Below are 19,464 nucleotides of genomic sequence, written 5' to 3'. Positions count from 1 at the left end.
GATCCGACAGGTTTGATTCTATATCCTTATGCCTTTTTTAATTTCTTATGTTCATACCATAACACATACACAAACGATAATTTCCCCAAAAACTCAAATAGAATACGCTTATGTTTATAGATACTTTGAAGAGAATTCCTTATCGTTCTTTAGGATTTATCCTATTGGCGACTTTTACTTTACCGGCTGCTACTGCACATAGTCAACGGACTTGGCAGACGGGTGACCGGGTTCCTTTTCTCCGTTTCGGTTTTGATGAGTGCGAAGGCAATACGGCCCGTAACAGCGGAAGTGGCGGACAGAAATATGATGCCCGGATAAACGGAGGTACGGTAGAGTGGGTACACGGATTGCAAGAGGGAGCGGCGAGACTCGGCAATAAAGGACACTTCAGATTGCCGGACGGTGTGTTGGCGCAGGTGAAAGATTTCACCTTGTCCGTCTGGGTATATCTGAACGAACAGTCTGCCAACCAGACGGTGTGTACGTTTGCCAATGGAACCGACAGTTATCTGATTCTGACAACCCAAAGAGGTAATGAAGAAAACGGTGTTTCTTTGGTCATGACTAAGACTCTGAAGAGTGAAGACCATGCTGAAAAAGAGGAACGCATCGCATATACCCGCCAGAAAGATAAACTGTCGGCTGATGCATGGCATCATCTGGCTTTCACGCTGAAGGGAAGTGTCGGTACTCTTTATGTAGACGGAGTGAAAGCGGAAGTAAAGACTGACTTTACCGTGAACCCTTCGTCATTGGGAAATACAACCGATAATTATATCGGCAGGCCGACTTGGCCTGATCCTTATCTGAATGGGATGATTGACGATTTCAGGTTATATGACTGTGCTCTGACAGACCAACAGGTATACGACCTGGCATCGGTAGCAGACGATCAGTTGGCACGGGAAGACAGAGATAAACTTTCATTGGGTGATTTGTCGGCAGTTACGTCTGATCTCGTACTACCTTCGTCCGGGAAAAGCGGGAGTGTCATTTCATGGAGTTCGGCTCAGGAACAATATATAAGCAACGATGGGAAGATTCGTCGTCCCGATGCGGGAACCGGTGATAGAGCGGTAACCCTGACAGCCACTGTCCGGAAAGGGAAAGCGACTTTGACTAAGGACTTTGTAGTAACCATCCGGGATATCGGAGTAGAACCGGAGGATGTGAATGTGTTTGCAATGCAGACCGGGAATCCTACCGTACCTGCGTATCTGGCAGACGCATCTTTTTATTATGATGAAAGGACAAAGACTTTTTACGCGTTCGGAACCAATGACGGGGCGGGTGGTGAGAATGTATATCCGGCCCAGATGTGGTATTCCAAAGATTGCAAGGAATGGAAGAATAAGGTGATTGCTTTCCCGAAGTCGTGGACAGACTATGCCGGGACTTTGTATGTATGGGCTCCGAGCATTGAGTACAATCCGGATACAAAGAAATATTATCTGATGTATAGCATTGCCTCGCATACCTTTGTCGGGATGGCGGACGACTTACTGGGACCGTGGGAAGATGCCAACGGAGCGGCTCCCGGAAAGATGCTCTTTAAGGGATATGACGGGCAGTTCTTTGTGGACGATGACCGGACGATGTATATTGTGACCGATTCCTGGCATTTTAAGATTATGAAATTGAGGTTTGATGAGGCGGGTAAAATCTATATCGATAACAGTGATCCGGCATTTACCGGAACTGACTCCAACGAATTTATCGGCACATACCACTACACGCAGATAGAAGAGATCAAGAATGCCTTTGAGGCTTCGTTTATCTATAAAAGAAACAACCGGTACTATTTGATGTGGTCGTTTAACGGCAGCGAAAATTATAATGTCAGATACGCCGTGGCTGATAAGATCACCGGACCTTACCGGGAAATTGACCAATCTATGACCTTTCCGATATTGCAGCGTGACGATGCCAACCGGATTTTAGGACCGGGGCATCATTCGATGTTCGATTACGGAGGACGCACATTCATTGCTTATCACCGCCAGCACTACCCGTTTGTGGACAGTAAGCGGCAGACTTGCATCGACGAGGTTTTCTTTCATGAAGATGGAAGCATATGCATGATAAAACCGACCCATCAGGGAGTGACTGTTGCTCCGGATGTCCCGGCCGATCATCGTACGAACCTTGCTTTGGGGAAGCAGACCAAAACTTCGTCGGCAAGGGTGTATGATGGTTCGGAGTTTACTCCCCGCTATCGTACGCATGGCATTTCATTCTGTTATGCCGGCAACTTTGCCGTGGACGAGAATTACGGAACCCATTGGGATCCGGGAGCAGGTGTCCGTAATCCTTGGCTGATTGTCGATTTGGGGAGTGACTGCAAGGTGGATGAAGTAGAGACAACCTTTGAGTTCACCAGCCGTACGTACAAGTACAAGCTCGAATATCTGCCGCAGAAAGAAGCCGGAACCCTGGATGCTGCGTCAGACAGCCGTGAATGGAAGATTTTTGCAGACCGTAGTACGGATGGAGCGAAGCAGTCTCCGGTAACGGATGTGAAGCCGGGCAAGTCCGCGGTGAAAGCAAGATTTATCCGCCTGACTATACTGGAAGGTGTAGACATTCCTTTGAGAGCAGACGGGCTGGATATGAAGAATGCGGAGAATGGATGGAGTGTTTTTGAATTGAAAGTTTTTGGAGAAAGTCGTGCAGACGATCTGGGTCGTACCTTTGAAGCGGAAAGTTTCCATAACCTTTACGGGGTGACTCTTGAAAGTAATGAGGCCAATGACGGATTTGTTATCGGTGGAATCAGTAATAATGATTATCTTCTTTACCGGAATGTGCATTTCGGCCAAGGAGCCGGTACATTTACGGCCAAAGTAGCTTCCGGTACCGAAAGCGGGAAGATAGAAATCTATTTGGACTCTTTGGCAGGCAAGCCCATCGGTGTACTGGAAGTAGGTAACACGGGAGGAGAACAATCCTGGGAAGTTGAGACAATATCTCTTGACCGGCTTGCGAAGGGGTATCACGAAAAACTGTATCTGCTTTTTAAAGGTAAGATTGATACCGATAACCTGTTGAAGTTAGACTGGTTTCAGTTTAATAAGCGCCGAAGAAAATAGTCGGTTGGCTTAATACTGATCAGAAACGAATACGATTCACCACAGAGGACACAGAGTTTTAATCTCTTGTTTATTAAGATGTTTAAGAGAAAGATATTCTCTGTGTTCTCTGTGTCCTCCGTGGTGAATTAAACTCAAAACCCTTACAGTTATGAAAAAGAAAATGATTATTGGCGGGACAATGTTGCTGGGATTACTGATTACGTTTTGTTCGTATACAGGAGTTACTGAAAAGCCGGAGATCCCCGAAGTGAAAGCTATGGGAGAGGCGGTTCCATTGGGTGATCCATTCATTCTGTTGCACGACGGCGTTTATTATGCCTATGGAACGCATGCGGCAGATGGCATTGAAGTCTATATTTCAAAGGACTTGAAGCGGTGGAAACTGCATGGGCTGGCACTGAATAAAGAAGATGTGTGGGCGGATAGCCGCTTCTGGGCACCTGAGATTTATGAGATCCATGGTAAGTTTTATATGTATTATACGGCGGATGAACACATCTGCGTAGCGATTTCCGATTCACCCGTAGGACCGTTCAGACAGAAGGAAAAGAAACCAATGATAGCTGACGAGAAAATGATCGACAGTTCGTTGTTTATTGATGATGACGGGAAGCCGTATCTTTTCTTTGTCCGGTTCAACGATGGCAACAACGTGTGGGTAGCCGAACTGGAAAATGATTATATGACGATCAAAGCAGAAACCATGCGTCCTTGCGTTCATGTGTCCCAAGCATGGGAAGAAGTCTGGCCCCGGGTCAACGAGGGCTCTTATGTGCTTAAACACAAGGGGCTGTATTATATGACCTATTCCGGCAATAGCTTTGAAAGTCCGTTCTATGGGGTAGGCTGTGCTACGGCAACCGATATAATGGGCGAATGGACCAAATATGATGAAAACCCTATTTTGCAGAACCCCGGTACTTTGCAGGGTGTAGGGCATAGCGCTATGTTCAAAGATAAAGAGGGTAAACTTCGTATCGTTTATCATGCACATAAGGATAAAGAGCATATTCATCCGCGTGGAATGTATATTGGTTCTGTCAGCTTTCAAAAGGTGAATGGTGTGGACCGTATGCGCATTAGCAAAGATTATATTACTGCAGAGCTGGTAAAGTAAAGCAGAGAGAGTGATTTGATAATATGATCCTGTTCTCCTGTATCAGCTTTCAAAAAGTAACTGAAATGCTTTTTCTGATAACTGCCTCTTCCTTTCTTTCTGTTCAACCGGAAGGATAGGAGGGCGATAGTCGGGGTGAATGCAATGAAAAGCCGGGCTTTTTGGACTCTGAAGCCGGCATTTCCCGGAAAAGAAGTAAGCATCCGGTACAAAAGAAGTAAATATTTACTCTAAAAGAAGTAAGCAATTTCCGAAAATGCTTACTTCTTTTTTGAAAATCTCCTAATGTTTTGCCCGATTACATATATTGTTCCGGAATAGAGAGATTATTTTCCTCCTTTCTTTTCTGGTTGACAAGTACAGGAGATCCCTCTCTGACTTTCTAAAAGCACTTTCTTTTTACGAAAAACAAACATGAGTGCTCTTAGTTCCCCCTTTGGGCATTCATTGTGTTGTGAAAACGTCCGGATTCCTACAATATGATAAACAGAAAAATGAAATGGAGACGATTTTTAGTACGAACCTGGCTAATGTACTGAAATAATCGAACCTGAGAAGGGCTGTTTAGCAAACTGTCAAAAAGCTATATGGCATGTTTCTTTTGATGCCGAACTAATTTATAAAGGAGCAGATTTCATTTGTTTCTTTCGTAATTCTGATTTGAGGTTGTTATCTTTGTTGCGATAACTTTAAAGGGCAGTATTAAGAAAACATACATTCTTCATTTTAGACGCGATTATGGTTAAACTCTTATTGATATGTCTGGCAGCGATAGTGATGATCTCTTGCGGATCGGAGCAGGAAAAGTTAACTGTGTATATTTCCGATACGTGTACGGATACTCTTCAACACGAAATCTTCTTGTCGGAAGAAGAAGGACTGAATATTTTCTATGATTTGTGTGTAACTGATTCTTTTTGTGCTTTTTTGGACGCACGTAATGATACATTATTAAAGATCTTCACAGCTACAGTTCCTCCTGCTTTTGCCGGATTGGGGATGAAAGGAGAGGGGCCGGATGATTTTCTTTTTCCTTTTTTTGAGAAGTCGATAGGCAGGGGAGGCAAGGGAAAGCTATCGTTCATTGAATTGAATAGTTGGAATAAAAAGACTGTTTCGATTCATTCGGCAGCATCTCCCGGTCCTGTCGCTGTTTCTGTTGTTGAGGCACAACAATTGCCAGAGATGCCTGTAGTCAGGGATTATAATGAAACAGACTCTTGTGTATATGGCATTGATGTAGATATGCAGCATGGTTTGTTTTTCATTTATGATAAGCATACTGCCCGGGTTAAGACAGTGGATTATCATCGTGATATTAAGTCCGGATATCCGGAAGGACATTTATCTTATCTATACGAGAGCTGTTTAATGGTAAATCAAGATGCAAAGGCAACTTGTACGGGATTGCTGAACCTGAACTCTCTCTGTTTTTATGATTTAAAAGGAAATCTGATGAAAGAAATAGTGATAGGGAAAGAGCTGAAATACCCGGACTATGATCCTGAGTTTCTTGATTTTCCGAATGCACCTAAATATTTCATTTCTCTTTGTGGCACCCCCAATTATCTTTATGCCCTTTATAACGGTTTCCCAGGTACTTCGGGTAAATCAAAGATTATGGTCTTTACCTGGCAAGGTGCTCCGGTTGCCATTTATCACACAGATGTAAAATTGGAGAAAATTGCTGTTGATCCATCCGGCAGATATGTATTGGGACTGAATATAACGGAAGAGGGAGGGAGTGATGTGTTGAAGTTTGACCTTCCTCTTAATGAAGTTTAACTCTGTTAGGTGCTTATATTCAGCACTATCCTTTAACTTTGCCTGAAACATAAAACCACATGACTATGAAGACTTTTTATTCCGTCTTTTATTTATGCTTCTTGCTCTGCCTGCCTTTTTCCGTAGTGGGATGTTCGGAAGATAATGAACCATCCGGGGAGATTGAAATAAACCAGCTGCCAGGTACTGCGCAGTTCTTTTTATCTAATTATTTTCCGGGACAATCTCCGGAGAAGATAGAAAGAACGATGACCGGGCAGGAGGACGATCAGTTGCTCTACCGGGTTGCTTTTCCCGATGAGGTAAAAGTGGAATTTAATGAAAATGGAGGATGGAAGAGTCTGATGGTTCCAAATCAAAACTTGCCCGAATCACTTCAATCCCTTTTTGGAGAAGTCATCGCATATGTAAAACAACACTTCTCTAATGATCCGTTTGTCGGTGTGGAGAACACCTGTTACGGAGAATGTGTGTTATTGAACAGTGGCAAGAAAGTAGCATTCTACTACGACCAGACCTGTGTCGGGTATGAAATGGATATAAAAGGTGAATCTTCATTGCCGCAATCGGTGCGGGAGTTTACTGAAAAATACTTTCCGGATGGAACCTTTGAGGCTGTGATTGAACATATACCTGACGGGGAGTTTCCTGCCGGTTATACTTTCTGGTTGGAGAACGGATTTAAATGCGTGCTTGATGATCGTGGAGAGTGGACGGAAGTGAATGGAGGAACCGAACTGTTGCCGACTTCGATTCTGGAAACATTACCTGCGAAAGTGACGGAAGATTTGCACCGGAACTATTCGAATGCACAAGTCACCTTCATTCGTCTGGAGGGTACCCGTTATACAATTCAGGTCAGCAAGACTGTGTATGTGACTATCGATCCCGAGAGTAAACCGATAGTGGTACCTCTGATGCAGGCACAGGCACTTGCAGAAGAGTATTTCGGTAAGCAGAGTTCCATCTCTATCAGTCATCCGCTGCATTCGGATGTGCTCAACTTTACCGTCCGCCTGCCGAACGGCTTTAATATGCTTGTTAACGAAGATGCCAGTGAATGGATTAATATAGACGGAAACGGATTTGCGTTTCCGGAGAAGCTCGTGGCATCGTTGCCGGAAAAGATTACCGATTATGTTTCGGGATATTCGAATTCTGAAATCACACGGGTAGACCGTTCGGTGGCAGCTTCCTATTTGGTGGAACTAACCAACGGAGACGGATTGATGTTCGACTCACAGGGAGATTTTCTTGGGAAAGAAAAGATAGAGTTGGGCGCCTCAGAGAAGGTGTACAGGTATATGCGTTATCATTATCCCAATGACCTGGATATGTATCTCGGCTCTTACAGCATAGAGGGTTGGGTATACAAACTGAGTGACGGTTCGCAAGTCAGATTCGACCGGAACGGTAATTTTGTGGAGATCATCTCATTAAAGTGAGTGCCGGATATTCAGTTCCCAGGGGTTCTCTATGGTTTTTATCTCTTTCTGCGTAAGAAGTGAAGCCATGGTTTGCCCCATTTGCTTGAAGTCGGTGGATAAAGTAGTGATACCTCCGGCCAGTATCTCTTTCAGCGGAGTGTCGTTGTAAGAGATGATACCGAAGTCTTTTCCGGGAACAAACTGCTGTAGTTGCGCCTGTTTAAGCAGATCTACCAAATCCCGGTCGTTGACAGTCATAAATATTTCCCCTTTCTTGATCATCCGGTCCCTTACGGAGTCGGTATATTCGTGTGTAAACTGATGTTCCTCACAGAAAGTACAGAGGCCGTTGTATCGTTCGATAGGCTCTTTCTCTTCCTTCTGGACCATGATGATGTGGTCGTACTTTTTCAGGTGCGGGAGTCCGTGTACCAAAGCTTCGTAAGTGTCTTTCTCGAAATTCTGTGCAACGGAGGAGTATTTGCCTGCCAGTTCCGGGTGAAAGTGGTCGAGTAGGAAGACCCGTCCGGATAGGCTCTCCAATAGTGGGGCTATGTTGGTGAACTTGCCCGGCATCAGGATATATGTGGTGTATTTATAGTTGGCTTCATTGATGAGCGTCTCGAAGACTTTGCGGTTATAGTTGTGAAAATAGAGATCTACGTTTGCGGTCTTTTTGATGGAAGACATGAATGAATTGTAAAGATCTTCCTTGAACTCGTTGAATTCGTTGAAAAGGAGGAATACATTTAGCTTTTGCGCAATTCGGGTTGTTGCTATGTAATAACCTACACCCGGGGTGGAATCGATAATTCCTTTTGATTTAAGCTCGCTCAAACCTGCGAATACCGTATCTCTGGATAGATTATAGTTCTTTCTGAATTCATTGATAGAGAGAATCCAGTCTCCTTTTTTATAACTACCATTGTTGATGCCGTCTATAACGTGATTTACTACTTGTTTGTATTTTGATTCATTCCTTTTCATATTCTTGTTTTTGGTGCTGCAAAGATAGGATAAAAAACGTAAAAGGCTATGGATATTCTCCGGATATAGTATATGTTTTGTAACATAATAAAAATACAGACCAGTTCGTATCAGTTTTGATGGCTTTCATTATCTTTGCACTGTTGCTTGGATCATAAGATTCATAAGCAAGAAAGAAAGACGGGAAAACAACAAACTATAAATAAAACAATGAGAACGTACAGATTTATGTTTCCGGTGTTGCTTGCAATGACTGCGACCGGAAGTTTGACGGCAAAGTCGTCTGATAAAGGAGGTTCCGGCATTCAGTTTCCGGAAGTAAGCCAGGTGAAAATAGAAGATGCATTTTGGAAACCCAAATTGGATCTTTGGCAGAAGGTGACGGTGAATGATGTCTTTGACAAGTTTGAAGGGAAGCATCTGGAACATCCGGGAAAATTCTGTAATACGTTTGAGAACTTTGACCGTGTGGCAAAGGGCGAGCGAAATATCGGTCAGCATGCAGGTGCTCCCTGGTTTGACGGACTTGTTTACGAAACAATCCGTGGGGTGGCAGACTTGATGGCAAGACAGTCGGATGTTGCTTTGGAGAAACGTGTCGACGGATATATCGACCGAATAGCTAAGGCACAGGCATCGGAGCCCAATGGTTATATCGATACTTATACTCAACTGATGGAAGCTGACCATCAGTGGGGAGAACGGGGAGGAATGCTTCGTTGGCAACACGATGTGTACAATGCCGGTATGCTGGTGGAAGCAGGGATACATTATTATAATGCAACCGGAAAAACGAAGTTGCTGGAAGTGGCAACCCGCTGTGCCAATCTGATGGCTGGATACATGGGGGCTTTCCCTAAAAAGAATGTGGTTCCGGCCCATTCCGGTCCGGAAGAGGCTTTGGTGAAACTTTATATCATTTATAAAAACAATCCGGAACTGAAAAAGCAAATCAATGTCCCGGTTGCTGAGCAGGACTATCTCAAATTGGCCGAATTCTGGATCGAAGGCAGAGGACATCACTGTGGATTCCCTTTGTGGGGTACATGGGGTAATCCGTCTGCCGAACAATGGATACGTGACCGGAAATATGAAGCTCCCGAATTCGGGAATCATACCCGTCCGTCATGGGGGGACTATGCGCAAGATTCCATTCCGCTTTTCGAACAGAAGACTATTGAAGGACATGCCGTTCGTGCTACTTTGTTTGCTACCGGAGCAACGGCTGCCGCACTTGAGAATCATTCACCGGAATATATTGCTGCCGTTAGTCGTTTATGGGATAATATGATTGGAAAGCGTATGTTCATCACCGGCGGAGTAGGTGCTGTTCACTTTGACGAGAAGTTCGGACCCGATTACTTTCTGCCTACAGATGCTTATCTGGAAACTTGTGCTGCTGTCGGTGCCGGTTTCTTCAGTCAAAGAATGAACGAGCTGACAGGTGATGCCAAGTATATGGACGAATTGGAACGCACCTTATATAATAACGTCCTGACAGGTATTTCTCTTTCCGGCACACAATACACTTACCAGAATCCGCTGAACTCTGCTAAGCATGCCCGTTGGAGCTGGCACGATTGTCCTTGTTGTCCGCCAATGTTCCTTAAGATGATGTCTGCAATGCCCGGATTTATCTACTCGCAGAAGGGAAGTGACGTTTATGTGAACCTTTTTGTTGGTAGCGAAACGGAAATGACTCTGGCGGATCGGAACCGGGTACGTTTGACGCAAAAGACCGGTTATCCGTGGGAGGGTGTTGTCACCATGACCGTTGAACCCGAAAAAGAGAAGACTTTTATATTGAAAGTGCGTATCCCGGGATGGGCGCAAGGTGTGGAGAATCCTTATGGCCTGTATCGTTCGGAGGTACGGTCTGCCGTAAGCCTGAAGGTAAACGGTAAGTCGGTTCCACTAAAAATATTCAAAGGATATGCCGAAATTCAACGGAAATGGAAAAAGGGGGATCAAGTTGAGCTGACACTACCCGTTCAGCCGCGTTTGGTGACAGCCAATGAAGCAGTGGCGGATTTACAGGACAAAGTAGCCATTGCCGCCGGTCCCTTTGTATATTGTCTGGAAGGATGTGATAATGAAGGTTTGGCTGATTTGAAGGTTGATATGCGTTCTCCCCTGTCGATCACTTTTGAAAAGGGATTATTGAATGGAATCAATGTAATTAAAGGTCAGGCATTGGATAAGACAGGAAAGAAAGTACCGGTTACGGCTATTCCTTATTATGCTTTGGGCAATCGCCAGGATAAGGGTTATGCGGTTTGGATTCCGGCAAGTAAATAATGCGAACGAACATAAACACAATTGTAAAATGAGGGTAAACTGTTTGTTAGCTCTGATATTGTCTGCTTCGGTAGTAGCGGCACAGGACGCTGTGATCCGGGTGGATGCGGGTAAGGTCGAGAATAAAATAACTCCTTATTTATATGGAGCTTGCATGGAAGATGTAAATCATGAGATTTATGGGGGAATTTATGATCAGCAGATTTTTGGCGAGAGCTTTGAGGAACCTGCCTCCATGGATAACTTTATCGGGTTTACCCGGTGCGAAGGGGTATGGAAGATGCAAGATGATCAACTTTCCGTATCGTCGCATCCGGGGGCGAAATTGGTTTATGATGATGCGGAGTTCTCTGACGGTAGGGTCGGAGTCGATATAAAATTTACCGATGACATTTCGTCTGCCAATAATGCGGGACTTTTGTTGCGCGTCGGTGAATACGGAGGTGGAGCGGATAATTTTGATGGATACGAAGTCAGCCTGTTTGCCGATGGCAAACGCGTGCTGTTAGGTAAGCATCTGCACAACTGGCAGGAACTGAAAACAGTTCCGGTAGATGTAGATCCGTCGCAATGGAATCGTATGGAAGTGAAGATGGAGAGTGATGAACTGGTGATTCTGCTGAACAGTCATGAAGTATTGCGTTTCGAAGATCATCTTACCACTTTACGTAATGGAAAGGTCGCTTTCCGCAATTGGGGTGCCGGTGCATCTTTCCGTAACCTGACCATCGGAGATGGTACTCCTGTCAAGCTGTTAACCCGATCGGCGCCACAGGTCAGTGGCATGTGGGATGCTTTTGCAGATCTGAATGCGGCCGCTTCATATAAACAGGTTGCGGACAAACCTTTTCATGGACACTATGCTCAGCAAGTAGAGTGTCTGGCAGGTATCGGTAAAGTGGGCATTGCCAACCGGAGCTTGAATCGCTGGGGGATCTCCGTACGTCAGGGTGAGAAGAAAACCGGTAGCCTTTATTTGAAAGGGAAGGCGGAAGTATGGGTAGCCCTTCAAAGCGTGGATGGTGAAAAAGAATATGCTGTACAGTGTATCCGTACCGAGTCCGGCGACTGGAAAAAGTATACATTTGAGTTGATTCCGGACAAGACCGATGAAAACGCACGCTTTGCCATTTATTTGAAAGGGAAAGGGCGTTTTCTGGTAGATATGGTCACTTTGATGAACGGTGCCGACCGGCAGTTTCGTGGGTTGCCGTTGCGTAATGATATCGGGCAGGCAATGGTGGATCAGGGGTTGCGTTTCCTGCGCTATGGAGGTACGATGGTTAATGCTCCCGAATACCGTTTTAAGAATATGATTGGTGATCGTGCATTGCGTCCGCCTTATAAAGGCCACTGGTATACTTATTCGACTAACGGTTTCGGTATCGAGGATTTCCTCCGCTTCTGCGAGAAGGCAGGGTTTATGCCTGCTTATGCAGTGAATGTAGAAGAGTCGGCGCAGGATATGGCGGACATGATTGAATACTTGAACGGGTCGGTAGATACGGAATGGGGGAAGAAGCGTGCCGCGAACGGGCATCCCGAACCTTACGGATTGAAGTATCTGGAGATTGGAAACGAAGAGGTCATCTGGGGGGATATCGAGGCAGACTATCAGCATTACATTGATCGTTTTAATGATATCTATGAAGCGGTTCATGCCAAAGATCCGGAGGTGCAATTTATTCATTCTGCCTGGTGGCGTCCCGAATCGCCTAACATGGAAAAAGTATTTAAAGCCCTTGACGGAAAAGCTGCTTATTGGGATTATCACCCTTGGACGGATGATCTCGGTAGCCGTGAGAACATAGACAGGGAGTTGACGGATATGAAGGCCAAGTTCTTGAAATGGAATCCGAATACAACGATGCGTTGTGCCATTTTTGAAGAAAATGGAAACCTGCATAACATTCAGCGTGCCATTGTACATGCTACCGTTCAGAATGTAGTTCGCCGCCATGGTGACTTCATCCTGACTACCTGTGCGGCCAATGCCCTTCAACCCTATCTGCAAAATGACAATGGTTGGGATCAGGGGCAGGTATTTTTCACACCGGGACAGGTTTGGGGAATGCCGACTTTCTATGCACAGCAGATGTCTGCTGCCCATCACCATCCGTTACGTTTGTGGAGTGAAGTGAAAGGAGAACTGGATGTGACAGCCACAACGAATGAAGCACGTGATGAAGTGATTCTGCATGTTGTGAACACTTCACCTGAGGTACGGCGGAGCCAGATAAACTTGTCCGGTTTCATTCCGGAGGGAAATATGGAAATATATACTTTGAGTGGAGAACTGAATGACGAAAATCTTCCCGATACGCCGACCCGGATTCTTCCGAAAGCTATCTGGATGCAGGCTGCCGGATCTGATTTTATTTATTCGTTTCCTGCTTACTCGTATACGATTGTCGTGCTTGGGAAGTAAGTTATCGTTATGGGAATTAACATTGTTAATGCCACTTCGGAAAGTTTTGCTGACAGATTGTAAACAACAAGTCTTTTGCATGTAAAAGATTTGTTGTTTACAATCAAAACACTTGTTTTAACAGATCGTTAAAACAAGTGTTCCTTCAATGTGATATAAACACTTATAACCTTCTATTTATCAGCCGGAACCTAATCAAAGGACCTTTGTTTCCTAAAGCCTCTGCCTGCATGGTTTCGAGTGATCTACTTGTCAGAATGACAAGTAGAATATAATTGATGAAAAGTTATGGAACCTTTTATGGTCTGAAAATAGCTGATGCATTGCACGAATTTGTTCCATCGGCCGACAGCACTACAGACGGAAGGGTCAGATTTCCAAGCCGTCCAGTATCTTCAGGTATAACTCCAATGCTTCTTCGATTTCTTTAATCATGATATATTCATCGGCTGTATGTGAACGCGAAGAACGGCCGGGACCCATTTTTACCGAAGGGAAAGACATTAACGCCTGATCAGAAAGGGTAGGGGAACCGAAAGGTATACGTCCCAGTTTTTTTGCTTTTTGTACAAACGGGTGACTCTCTTCGATACGTGAAGAGTTAAGGCGGAATGAGCGGGCTTCGGCTTTGCAGGAAATATGTTTTTGTATTTCGGCAAACAGTTCTTCATTGGAGTAAAGTTCGTTGCTTCGTACGTCCACTACGAAATTGCAACGGTCGGGGATGACATTGTGCTGTGTACCGGCATTGATCACCGTGACACTCATTTTGACAGGGCCCAGCAGAGACGATTCTTTGGCAAAACGGTAGTCGCGGAACCAGGCAATGTCGTCCAATACCTTATATATAGCATTATCACCTTCATTACGGGCTGCGTGTCCTGCTTTTCCGATGGCAGTGACATCAAGTACCATTAACCCTTTTTCGGCAATGGCAGGTTGCATTTCGGTAGGTTCTCCTACTACGGCAAAACTGATAGGAGGAAGTCCGGGCAATACACTTTCGATACCCCCTTTTCCCGATACTTCTTCTTCGCAGGATGCCAGATAAATGAGGTTATAACTTTGTTGCCTGCGGCATAGTTGCAGAAACACCTGTAAGAGTGTCACTACGCTTGCACCGGCATCGTTGCTGCCCAATCCGTAAAGTTTCCCATTCTCTTCGCGGGGAGTGAACGGATCTTTTCGCCAACCGTTGACCGGTTTTACGGTATCGATATGGGAATTGAGCAGGATTGTCGGTTTCTTCAGGTCGAACATGGGACTCAGACACCAGATGTTGTTTCCTTTACGGCCTGTGGTCATACCTTCGGCCTCGATATAGTTTTGCAGGTAATCGGCTGCTTTTTCTTCTTCGCGGCTGAGCGAAGGGATGCTGATCAGAGATTTCAGCAAGCCGACAGCTTCGGATGTAATGGATTCGTCTATCATTTCTTTTTTTGCTTTGAACGGATGCAAATGTACAAATAATACTTGAATCTTTCAGTTTGTCAGACAACTATTTATCAGGTACTATATGGCTAAGTGCCTGACTCTGTTAAGCAAAATAATTCAGTGTTCACACCTGATAATTCCAAATTAAACGATACCTTTGCAGACGAATAACTAACAACAAAGGATATGACTTATCATCATTTATCTGTCTTGGTTCATCGTCAGGCTGAAAAGTATGGCGACAAGACAGCTCTGAAATACCGTGACTATGAGAAGGCACAGTGGATCCCTATCTCTTGGAATGAATTCTCGCAAACTGTAAGGCAGGCCGCCAATGCCATGGTGGAACTGGGGGTACAGGAAGAAGAAAACATCGGTATTTTCTCTCAAAATAAGCCGGAATGTCTGTTTACGGATTTTGCCGCTTTTGCTAATCGTGCGGTGACGATTCCACTCTATGCAACCAGCTCTCCGGCACAGGCACAATACATTATCAATGATGCACAGATACGTTTCTTATTTGTAGGAGAGCAGTTCCAATACGATGCTGCTTTCAGTGTATTTGGCTTTTGCCCTTCACTTACCCAGTTAATTATTTTCGATCCGGCAGTAGTAAGAGACCCGCGTGATATGAGTTCCATCTACTTTGACGAGTTTCTGGCCAAAGGAAAAGATTTGCCGCACAACGAAGTGGTGGAAGAACGTACGGCACGTGCCAGTGCCGATGATTTGGCAAATATATTGTATACGTCCGGTACTACCGGTGAGCCCAAAGGAGTGATGTTACATCATTCTTGCTATCTGGAAGCATTCCGCATTCACGATATTCGTTTGGTGGATATGACCGACAAGGACGTTTCGATGAACTTCCTGCCTCTGACCCATGTGTTTGAGAAGGCGTGGACTTATCTCTGTGTGCATAAAGGAGTACAGGTATGTATCAATCTCCGTCCGGCCGACATCCAGACGACGATTAAAGAAATTCGTCCGACGTTGATGTGCAGTGTACCCCGTTTTTGGGAAAAAGTATATGCAGGTGTCCAGGAGAAAATTGCCGAGACTACCGGTATCAAGAAAATGTTGATGCTGGATGCCATCAAGGTAGGGCGTATCCACAATCTTGAGTATCTGCGGGTAGGTAAGACGCCTCCCAAAATGATTCAGCTGAAATATAAATTCTACGAAAAGACTATTTATGCCTTATTGAAAAAGACTATCGGTATAGAGAATGGTAACTTCTTCCCGACGGCCGGTGCCGCTGTTCCTGATGAAATCTGTGAATTTGTGCATTCCGTAGGTATCGATATGTTGGTGGGATATGGTTTGACGGAATCTACTGCGACTGTTTCGTGTACTTCGAAGACCGGTTATGACATCGGTTCGGTAGGACAAGTGATGCCGGAGGTAGAGGTAAAGATCGGGGAAGACAATGAAATTCTGCTTCGGGGAAAAACGATCACGAAGGGATATTATAAGAAAGCGGAAGCTACGGCAGCTGCTATTGATGAAGAGGGATGGTTCCATACCGGAGATGCCGGCTATTTCAAAAATGGTCAGTTGTATCTGACGGAACGCATCAAGGATCTGTTCAAAACATCGAATGGAAAATACATTGCTCCCCAGGCATTGGAAACCAAATTGGTTATTGACCGTTATATCGACCAGATAGCTATTATTGCCGACCAGCGTAAATTTGTATCTGCGTTGATTGTACCCGTATACGGCTTTGTGAAACAGTATGCCAAAGAGAAAGGTATCGAATACAAGGACATGACCGAACTGTTGGAGCATCCTAAGATTATTGCTTTGTTCCGTGCACGTATTGACACGTTGCAGCAACAATTTGCCCACTACGAACAGATTAAACGTTTCACATTGCTTCCTGAACCGTTCAGTATGGAAAAGGGAGAACTGACTAACACTCTGAAACTGAAACGCTCGGTAGTGGCACGCAATTATAAAGAGGTAATTGATAAAATGTATGAGGAGTAAGAACACGAAATTTTGTATATCTTTGCTCCCCATTATTAACGAAAACCATAAATAAGAAGTATGATTACTATTGAACAACTTAAAGACGTGAAAGAGCGCACTGATGCGCTGAGGAGGTATCTTTGACATCGACGGGAAGAAAATTCAGGTCGAAGAAGAACAATTGAGAACACAGGCTCCGGGATTCTGGGATGACCAGAAGAAGGCCGAAGCACAAATGAAACTGGTGAAAGGATTACAGAAGTGGATTGACGGTTACAACGAAGTCAAAACACTGGCAGACGAACTGGAGCTGGCTTTCGATTTTTATAAAGACGAACTGGTCACTGAGCAGGAGGTGGACGAGGCGTATGCAAAGGCTCTGGAACATGTGGAAAACCTGGAGTTGCAGAATATGCTTCGTGATGAAGCCGACCAGATGAGTTGCGTGCTGAAGATTAACTCCGGTGCCGGTGGCACGGAGAGTCAGGACTGGGCATCGATGCTGATGCGTATGTATCTTCGTTATGCCGAGACCAATGGTTATAAAGCAACCATGGCCAACTTGCAGGAAGGTGATGAAGCGGGTATTAAAACCTGTACCATCCAGATCGAAGGCGACTATGCTTATGGATATCTGAAAGGTGAAAACGGTGTACACCGTTTGGTTCGTGTTTCCCCTTACAATGCGCAGGGTAAGCGTATGACTTCTTTTGCTTCCGTGTTTGTCACTCCGTTGGTGGACGATAGCATTGAAGTGAATATTTTGCCGGCCTGTATCTCTTGGGATACTTTCCGTTCGGGAGGTGCCGGTGGACAGAACGTAAATAAAGTGGAATCTGGCGTTCGTTTGCGTTATCAGTACAAGGACCCTTATACCGGAGAGGAAGAGGAAATCCTGATTGAGAATACCGAAACCCGTGACCAGCCTAAGAACCGGGAGAATGCGATGCGTCAGTTGCGCTCTATTCTTTACGATAAAGAATTGCAGCACCGCATGGCCGAACAGGCCAAAGTGGAAGCCGGTAAGAAAAAAATCGAATGGGGGTCGCAGATACGAAGCTATGTATTTGATGACCGTCGTGTAAAAGACCATCGTACCAACTTCCAGACCTCTGATGTAAACGGAGTGATGGATGGTAAAATAGAAGGCTTTATCAAGGCTTATCTGATGGAATTTTCGTCCGAAGAGGCTTAAATATAACAGAATTGTAACATCCTCCGGGGTTTTCTGCCCCGGAGGATGTTTTTTTTATTTCCTTTCTTTGCTCATCATTTTATTCTCCATATTTTTGGCTGGTTAAAAGATTTGTTCTTACTTTGTTAGCGTTGAACTTTAAAGCTAACGATTATGAGTAAGAATAAGAAAAAAGTAACACACAGCAAGAAAGAAGAAGAACAAGCCAAAAAGGTCGTTAAGGTAGTTTTTGTCTCGCTGGTCATTCTGGCATTGGCTATGATTATCGGTTTTTCTCTTTTGGGCTAAGAGTGAGTGATTAGTGACTGACAATTAGTGATTAGTACCGTATAGATGAATTGTACTAATCACCGGTTATTAGCTGCTAATCACTGCCAATTAATCGCTAATCACTAAAAAGACGGATGAACAAGCAACTGATTACTATTTTTTCTATCTTCTCAATTACTTGTCTGGGGATGGTTTCTGCCCAGGAGTCTAAATCTTTTCTTCCTGAGGTGAAGAAAGAATCATTAACCTTCAGTTCGGAGGACAATAAGTTTAAACTGACTTTCAATGGTCGTATCCAGGCAGATGGAGCGGTGTTTTTTGGAGAGGATTACCAGCCCATAGGCAATGGTGTCGGATTTAGGCGTGTACGTTTAGGTGCCACTGCTGCATTTGGTAAAAGATTATCTGGTAAAATAGAGATGGATCTGACCGATGGCGGATTTTCGTTAAAAGACTGTTTTATTAAATATGCTTTTCCCAACGGGCTCTACTTTAGGGCAGGTAATTTTAAAGAGAGTTTTGGGATGGCTGCAATGACTTCTTCGGGCGATTTATGGTTTATGGAGAAAGCGAATGTGGTATCGGCATTTGCTCCTGAATATCATATTGGCGTACAGGGAACTTGGGAACATGACCAGTTCCTGGGGGTAGCAGGTGTACATTTCAAGCGAATTGAAGGTAATAAAGAAAAAGATTATTCTGAAAGTAACAACAAAGCCGGAGAAGATGAAGGAATATCGGTGACTGCCCGTGCGGTTTGGCAACCTGTTTCGGCAGATAAAGTGAAAGGCTTTCATCTGGGAATTGCTGCATCTTATCGCACTCCGAAGACTACGGTTGGTTCACTGATGCCAAATACGGTGAGATACAGTACAAGGTCGCTGTCTTATATCAATAAAATCAAGTTTCTGGATACATCGCCTATTGCCTCGGTCAGTCACGACTGGCTGGCGGGTGCCGAGTTGGCCGGATTCTACAGAGGGTTTCGTTTTCAGGGAGAATACATTATGAACAACACAGTGCGTATGGAAGGATTAGCGACGGAGAAGTTCAATGGTTTCTATGTACAGGCTGCTTATCTGCTGTTTGGCGGACAGCAGCGGTATAGTAAATCACGTGGCGCTTTTTCACAGCCGTCGTTTGGGCGTAGTTGGGGCGACATAGAACTGGCAGCCCGTTTTGACCGTATCGACCTGAACGGAACAGAGGTGATGGGCGGATCGGCCAACGGATGGACGTTTGGGGTGAATTATTATGCTACCCGGAATCTTAAATTCCAGATTAACTATTCGTATGTAGATAATGATAAATATGCCAATGCCTTCGGACAGGCAGCGGTGGGGTATAAATCGAACGGAGAGATTGCTTACAAACCCGAGGAAGTAGACGAATCGTTGGGGAAGGGGGGGAATGCATATGGCATTCTGGGACTCCGTATACAATTGAATTTTTAA

Annotated in this window: 12 protein-coding genes; 10 read left to right on the top strand and 2 right to left on the bottom strand. The window is 44.7% G+C overall.

The genetic code is table 11. The features are described 5' to 3' along the window. Positions 1 to 110: 110 nt before the first annotated feature. From JZY04_RS11900 to JZY04_RS11885, 4 genes are all read left to right on the top strand, one after another. Positions 111 to 3,092, top strand: coding sequence for a family 43 glycosylhydrolase (locus JZY04_RS11900; protein ID WP_122142581.1), 2,982 nt, complete (start codon positions 111 to 113; stop codon positions 3,090 to 3,092). A 151-nt stretch (positions 3,093 to 3,243) separates the two neighbouring features. After that, positions 3,244 to 4,212 (top strand): glycoside hydrolase family 43 protein, encoded by a 969-nt coding sequence (locus tag JZY04_RS11895; RefSeq protein ID WP_122142580.1) that lies wholly within the window; start codon positions 3,244 to 3,246, stop codon positions 4,210 to 4,212. A 738-nt stretch (positions 4,213 to 4,950) separates the two neighbouring features. Beyond that, a complete protein-coding gene (locus JZY04_RS11890; protein ID WP_122142578.1) occupies positions 4,951 to 5,997 on the top strand; it encodes a hypothetical protein in 1,047 nt (348 codons plus the stop codon). A gap of 65 nt (positions 5,998 to 6,062) precedes the next feature. Next, the gene (locus JZY04_RS11885; protein WP_122142646.1) at positions 6,063 to 7,442 is read left to right on the top strand and encodes a PepSY-like domain-containing protein; all 1,380 of its coding nucleotides are present in this window, start codon (positions 6,063 to 6,065) and stop codon (positions 7,440 to 7,442) included. Here the strand turns inward: JZY04_RS11885 and JZY04_RS11880 are convergent. Further along, positions 7,434 to 8,411 (bottom strand): substrate-binding domain-containing protein, encoded by a 978-nt coding sequence (locus tag JZY04_RS11880; protein ID WP_044299818.1) that lies wholly within the window; start codon positions 8,409 to 8,411, stop codon positions 7,434 to 7,436. The genes JZY04_RS11885 and JZY04_RS11880 overlap by 9 nt on opposite strands. A gap of 210 nt (positions 8,412 to 8,621) precedes the next feature. On the opposite strand from JZY04_RS11880, the gene JZY04_RS11875 reads away from it, so the two are divergent. Beyond that, entirely contained in the window at positions 8,622 to 10,709 is a 2,088-nt protein-coding gene (locus JZY04_RS11875) for a glycoside hydrolase family 127 protein (protein WP_181996390.1), read from the top strand. A gap of 28 nt (positions 10,710 to 10,737) precedes the next feature. Continuing rightward, the gene (locus JZY04_RS11870; RefSeq protein ID WP_181996388.1) at positions 10,738 to 13,137 is read left to right on the top strand and encodes a family 16 glycoside hydrolase; all 2,400 of its coding nucleotides are present in this window, start codon (positions 10,738 to 10,740) and stop codon (positions 13,135 to 13,137) included. A gap of 369 nt (positions 13,138 to 13,506) precedes the next feature. Here the strand turns inward: JZY04_RS11870 and JZY04_RS11865 are convergent, their stop codons facing one another. Beyond that, positions 13,507 to 14,568, bottom strand: a complete 1,062-nt coding sequence (locus JZY04_RS11865; protein ID WP_032531066.1) for a M20 family metallo-hydrolase — start codon at positions 14,566 to 14,568, stop codon at positions 13,507 to 13,509. Positions 14,569 to 14,757: 189 nt separating this feature from the next. On the opposite strand from JZY04_RS11865, the gene JZY04_RS11860 reads away from it, so the two are divergent. The 4 genes from JZY04_RS11860 (at position 14,758) to JZY04_RS11850 (ending at position 19,464) form a co-directional block, all read left to right on the top strand. Continuing rightward, on the top strand, positions 14,758 to 16,563 hold the full coding sequence (locus tag JZY04_RS11860) for a long-chain fatty acid--CoA ligase (RefSeq protein WP_122142575.1): 1,806 nt from the start codon (positions 14,758 to 14,760) through the stop codon (positions 16,561 to 16,563). A 60-nt stretch (positions 16,564 to 16,623) separates the two neighbouring features. After that, a protein-coding gene (prfB, locus tag JZY04_RS11855; RefSeq protein ID WP_122142574.1) for a peptide chain release factor 2 occupies positions 16,624 to 17,740 on the top strand; the annotation gives its coding sequence in 2 pieces (ribosomal slippage) (positions 16,624 to 16,686 and positions 16,688 to 17,740; 1,116 coding nt in all). Positions 17,741 to 17,893: 153 nt separating this feature from the next. Further along, positions 17,894 to 18,028 (top strand): hypothetical protein, encoded by a 135-nt coding sequence (locus JZY04_RS21310; RefSeq protein WP_005812004.1) that lies wholly within the window; start codon positions 17,894 to 17,896, stop codon positions 18,026 to 18,028. A gap of 116 nt (positions 18,029 to 18,144) precedes the next feature. Beyond that, positions 18,145 to 19,464 (top strand): OprO/OprP family phosphate-selective porin, encoded by a 1,320-nt coding sequence (locus JZY04_RS11850; RefSeq protein ID WP_005779161.1) that lies wholly within the window; start codon positions 18,145 to 18,147, stop codon positions 19,462 to 19,464.

Origin of the sequence: Bacteroides sp. 11BF (genome assembly GCF_019633765.1) — a bacterium.
GTDB lineage: Bacteria > Bacteroidota > Bacteroidia > Bacteroidales > Bacteroidaceae > Bacteroides > Bacteroides hominis.
The sequence above is the reverse complement of the archived record's forward strand: the minus strand, read 5'-3'. Positions and strand labels throughout refer to the sequence as shown.

Coding starts and splice junctions, on each gene's coding strand:
- JZY04_RS11875 (WP_181996390.1), top strand. CDS start 8,622: ATGAGAACGTACAGATTTATGTTTCCGGTGTTGCTTGCAATGACTGCG.
- JZY04_RS11885 (WP_122142646.1), top strand. CDS start 6,063: ATGAAGACTTTTTATTCCGTCTTTTATTTATGCTTCTTGCTCTGCCTG.
- JZY04_RS11865 (WP_032531066.1), bottom strand. CDS start 14,568: ATGATAGACGAATCCATTACATCCGAAGCTGTCGGCTTGCTGAAATCT.
- JZY04_RS11850 (WP_005779161.1), top strand. CDS start 18,145: ATGAACAAGCAACTGATTACTATTTTTTCTATCTTCTCAATTACTTGT.
- JZY04_RS11900 (WP_122142581.1), top strand. CDS start 111: ATGTTTATAGATACTTTGAAGAGAATTCCTTATCGTTCTTTAGGATTT.
- JZY04_RS21310 (WP_005812004.1), top strand. CDS start 17,894: ATGAGTAAGAATAAGAAAAAAGTAACACACAGCAAGAAAGAAGAAGAA.
- JZY04_RS11890 (WP_122142578.1), top strand. CDS start 4,951: ATGGTTAAACTCTTATTGATATGTCTGGCAGCGATAGTGATGATCTCT.
- JZY04_RS11880 (WP_044299818.1), bottom strand. CDS start 8,411: ATGAAAAGGAATGAATCAAAATACAAACAAGTAGTAAATCACGTTATA.
- JZY04_RS11895 (WP_122142580.1), top strand. CDS start 3,244: ATGAAAAAGAAAATGATTATTGGCGGGACAATGTTGCTGGGATTACTG.
- JZY04_RS11870 (WP_181996388.1), top strand. CDS start 10,738: ATGAGGGTAAACTGTTTGTTAGCTCTGATATTGTCTGCTTCGGTAGTA.
- JZY04_RS11860 (WP_122142575.1), top strand. CDS start 14,758: ATGACTTATCATCATTTATCTGTCTTGGTTCATCGTCAGGCTGAAAAG.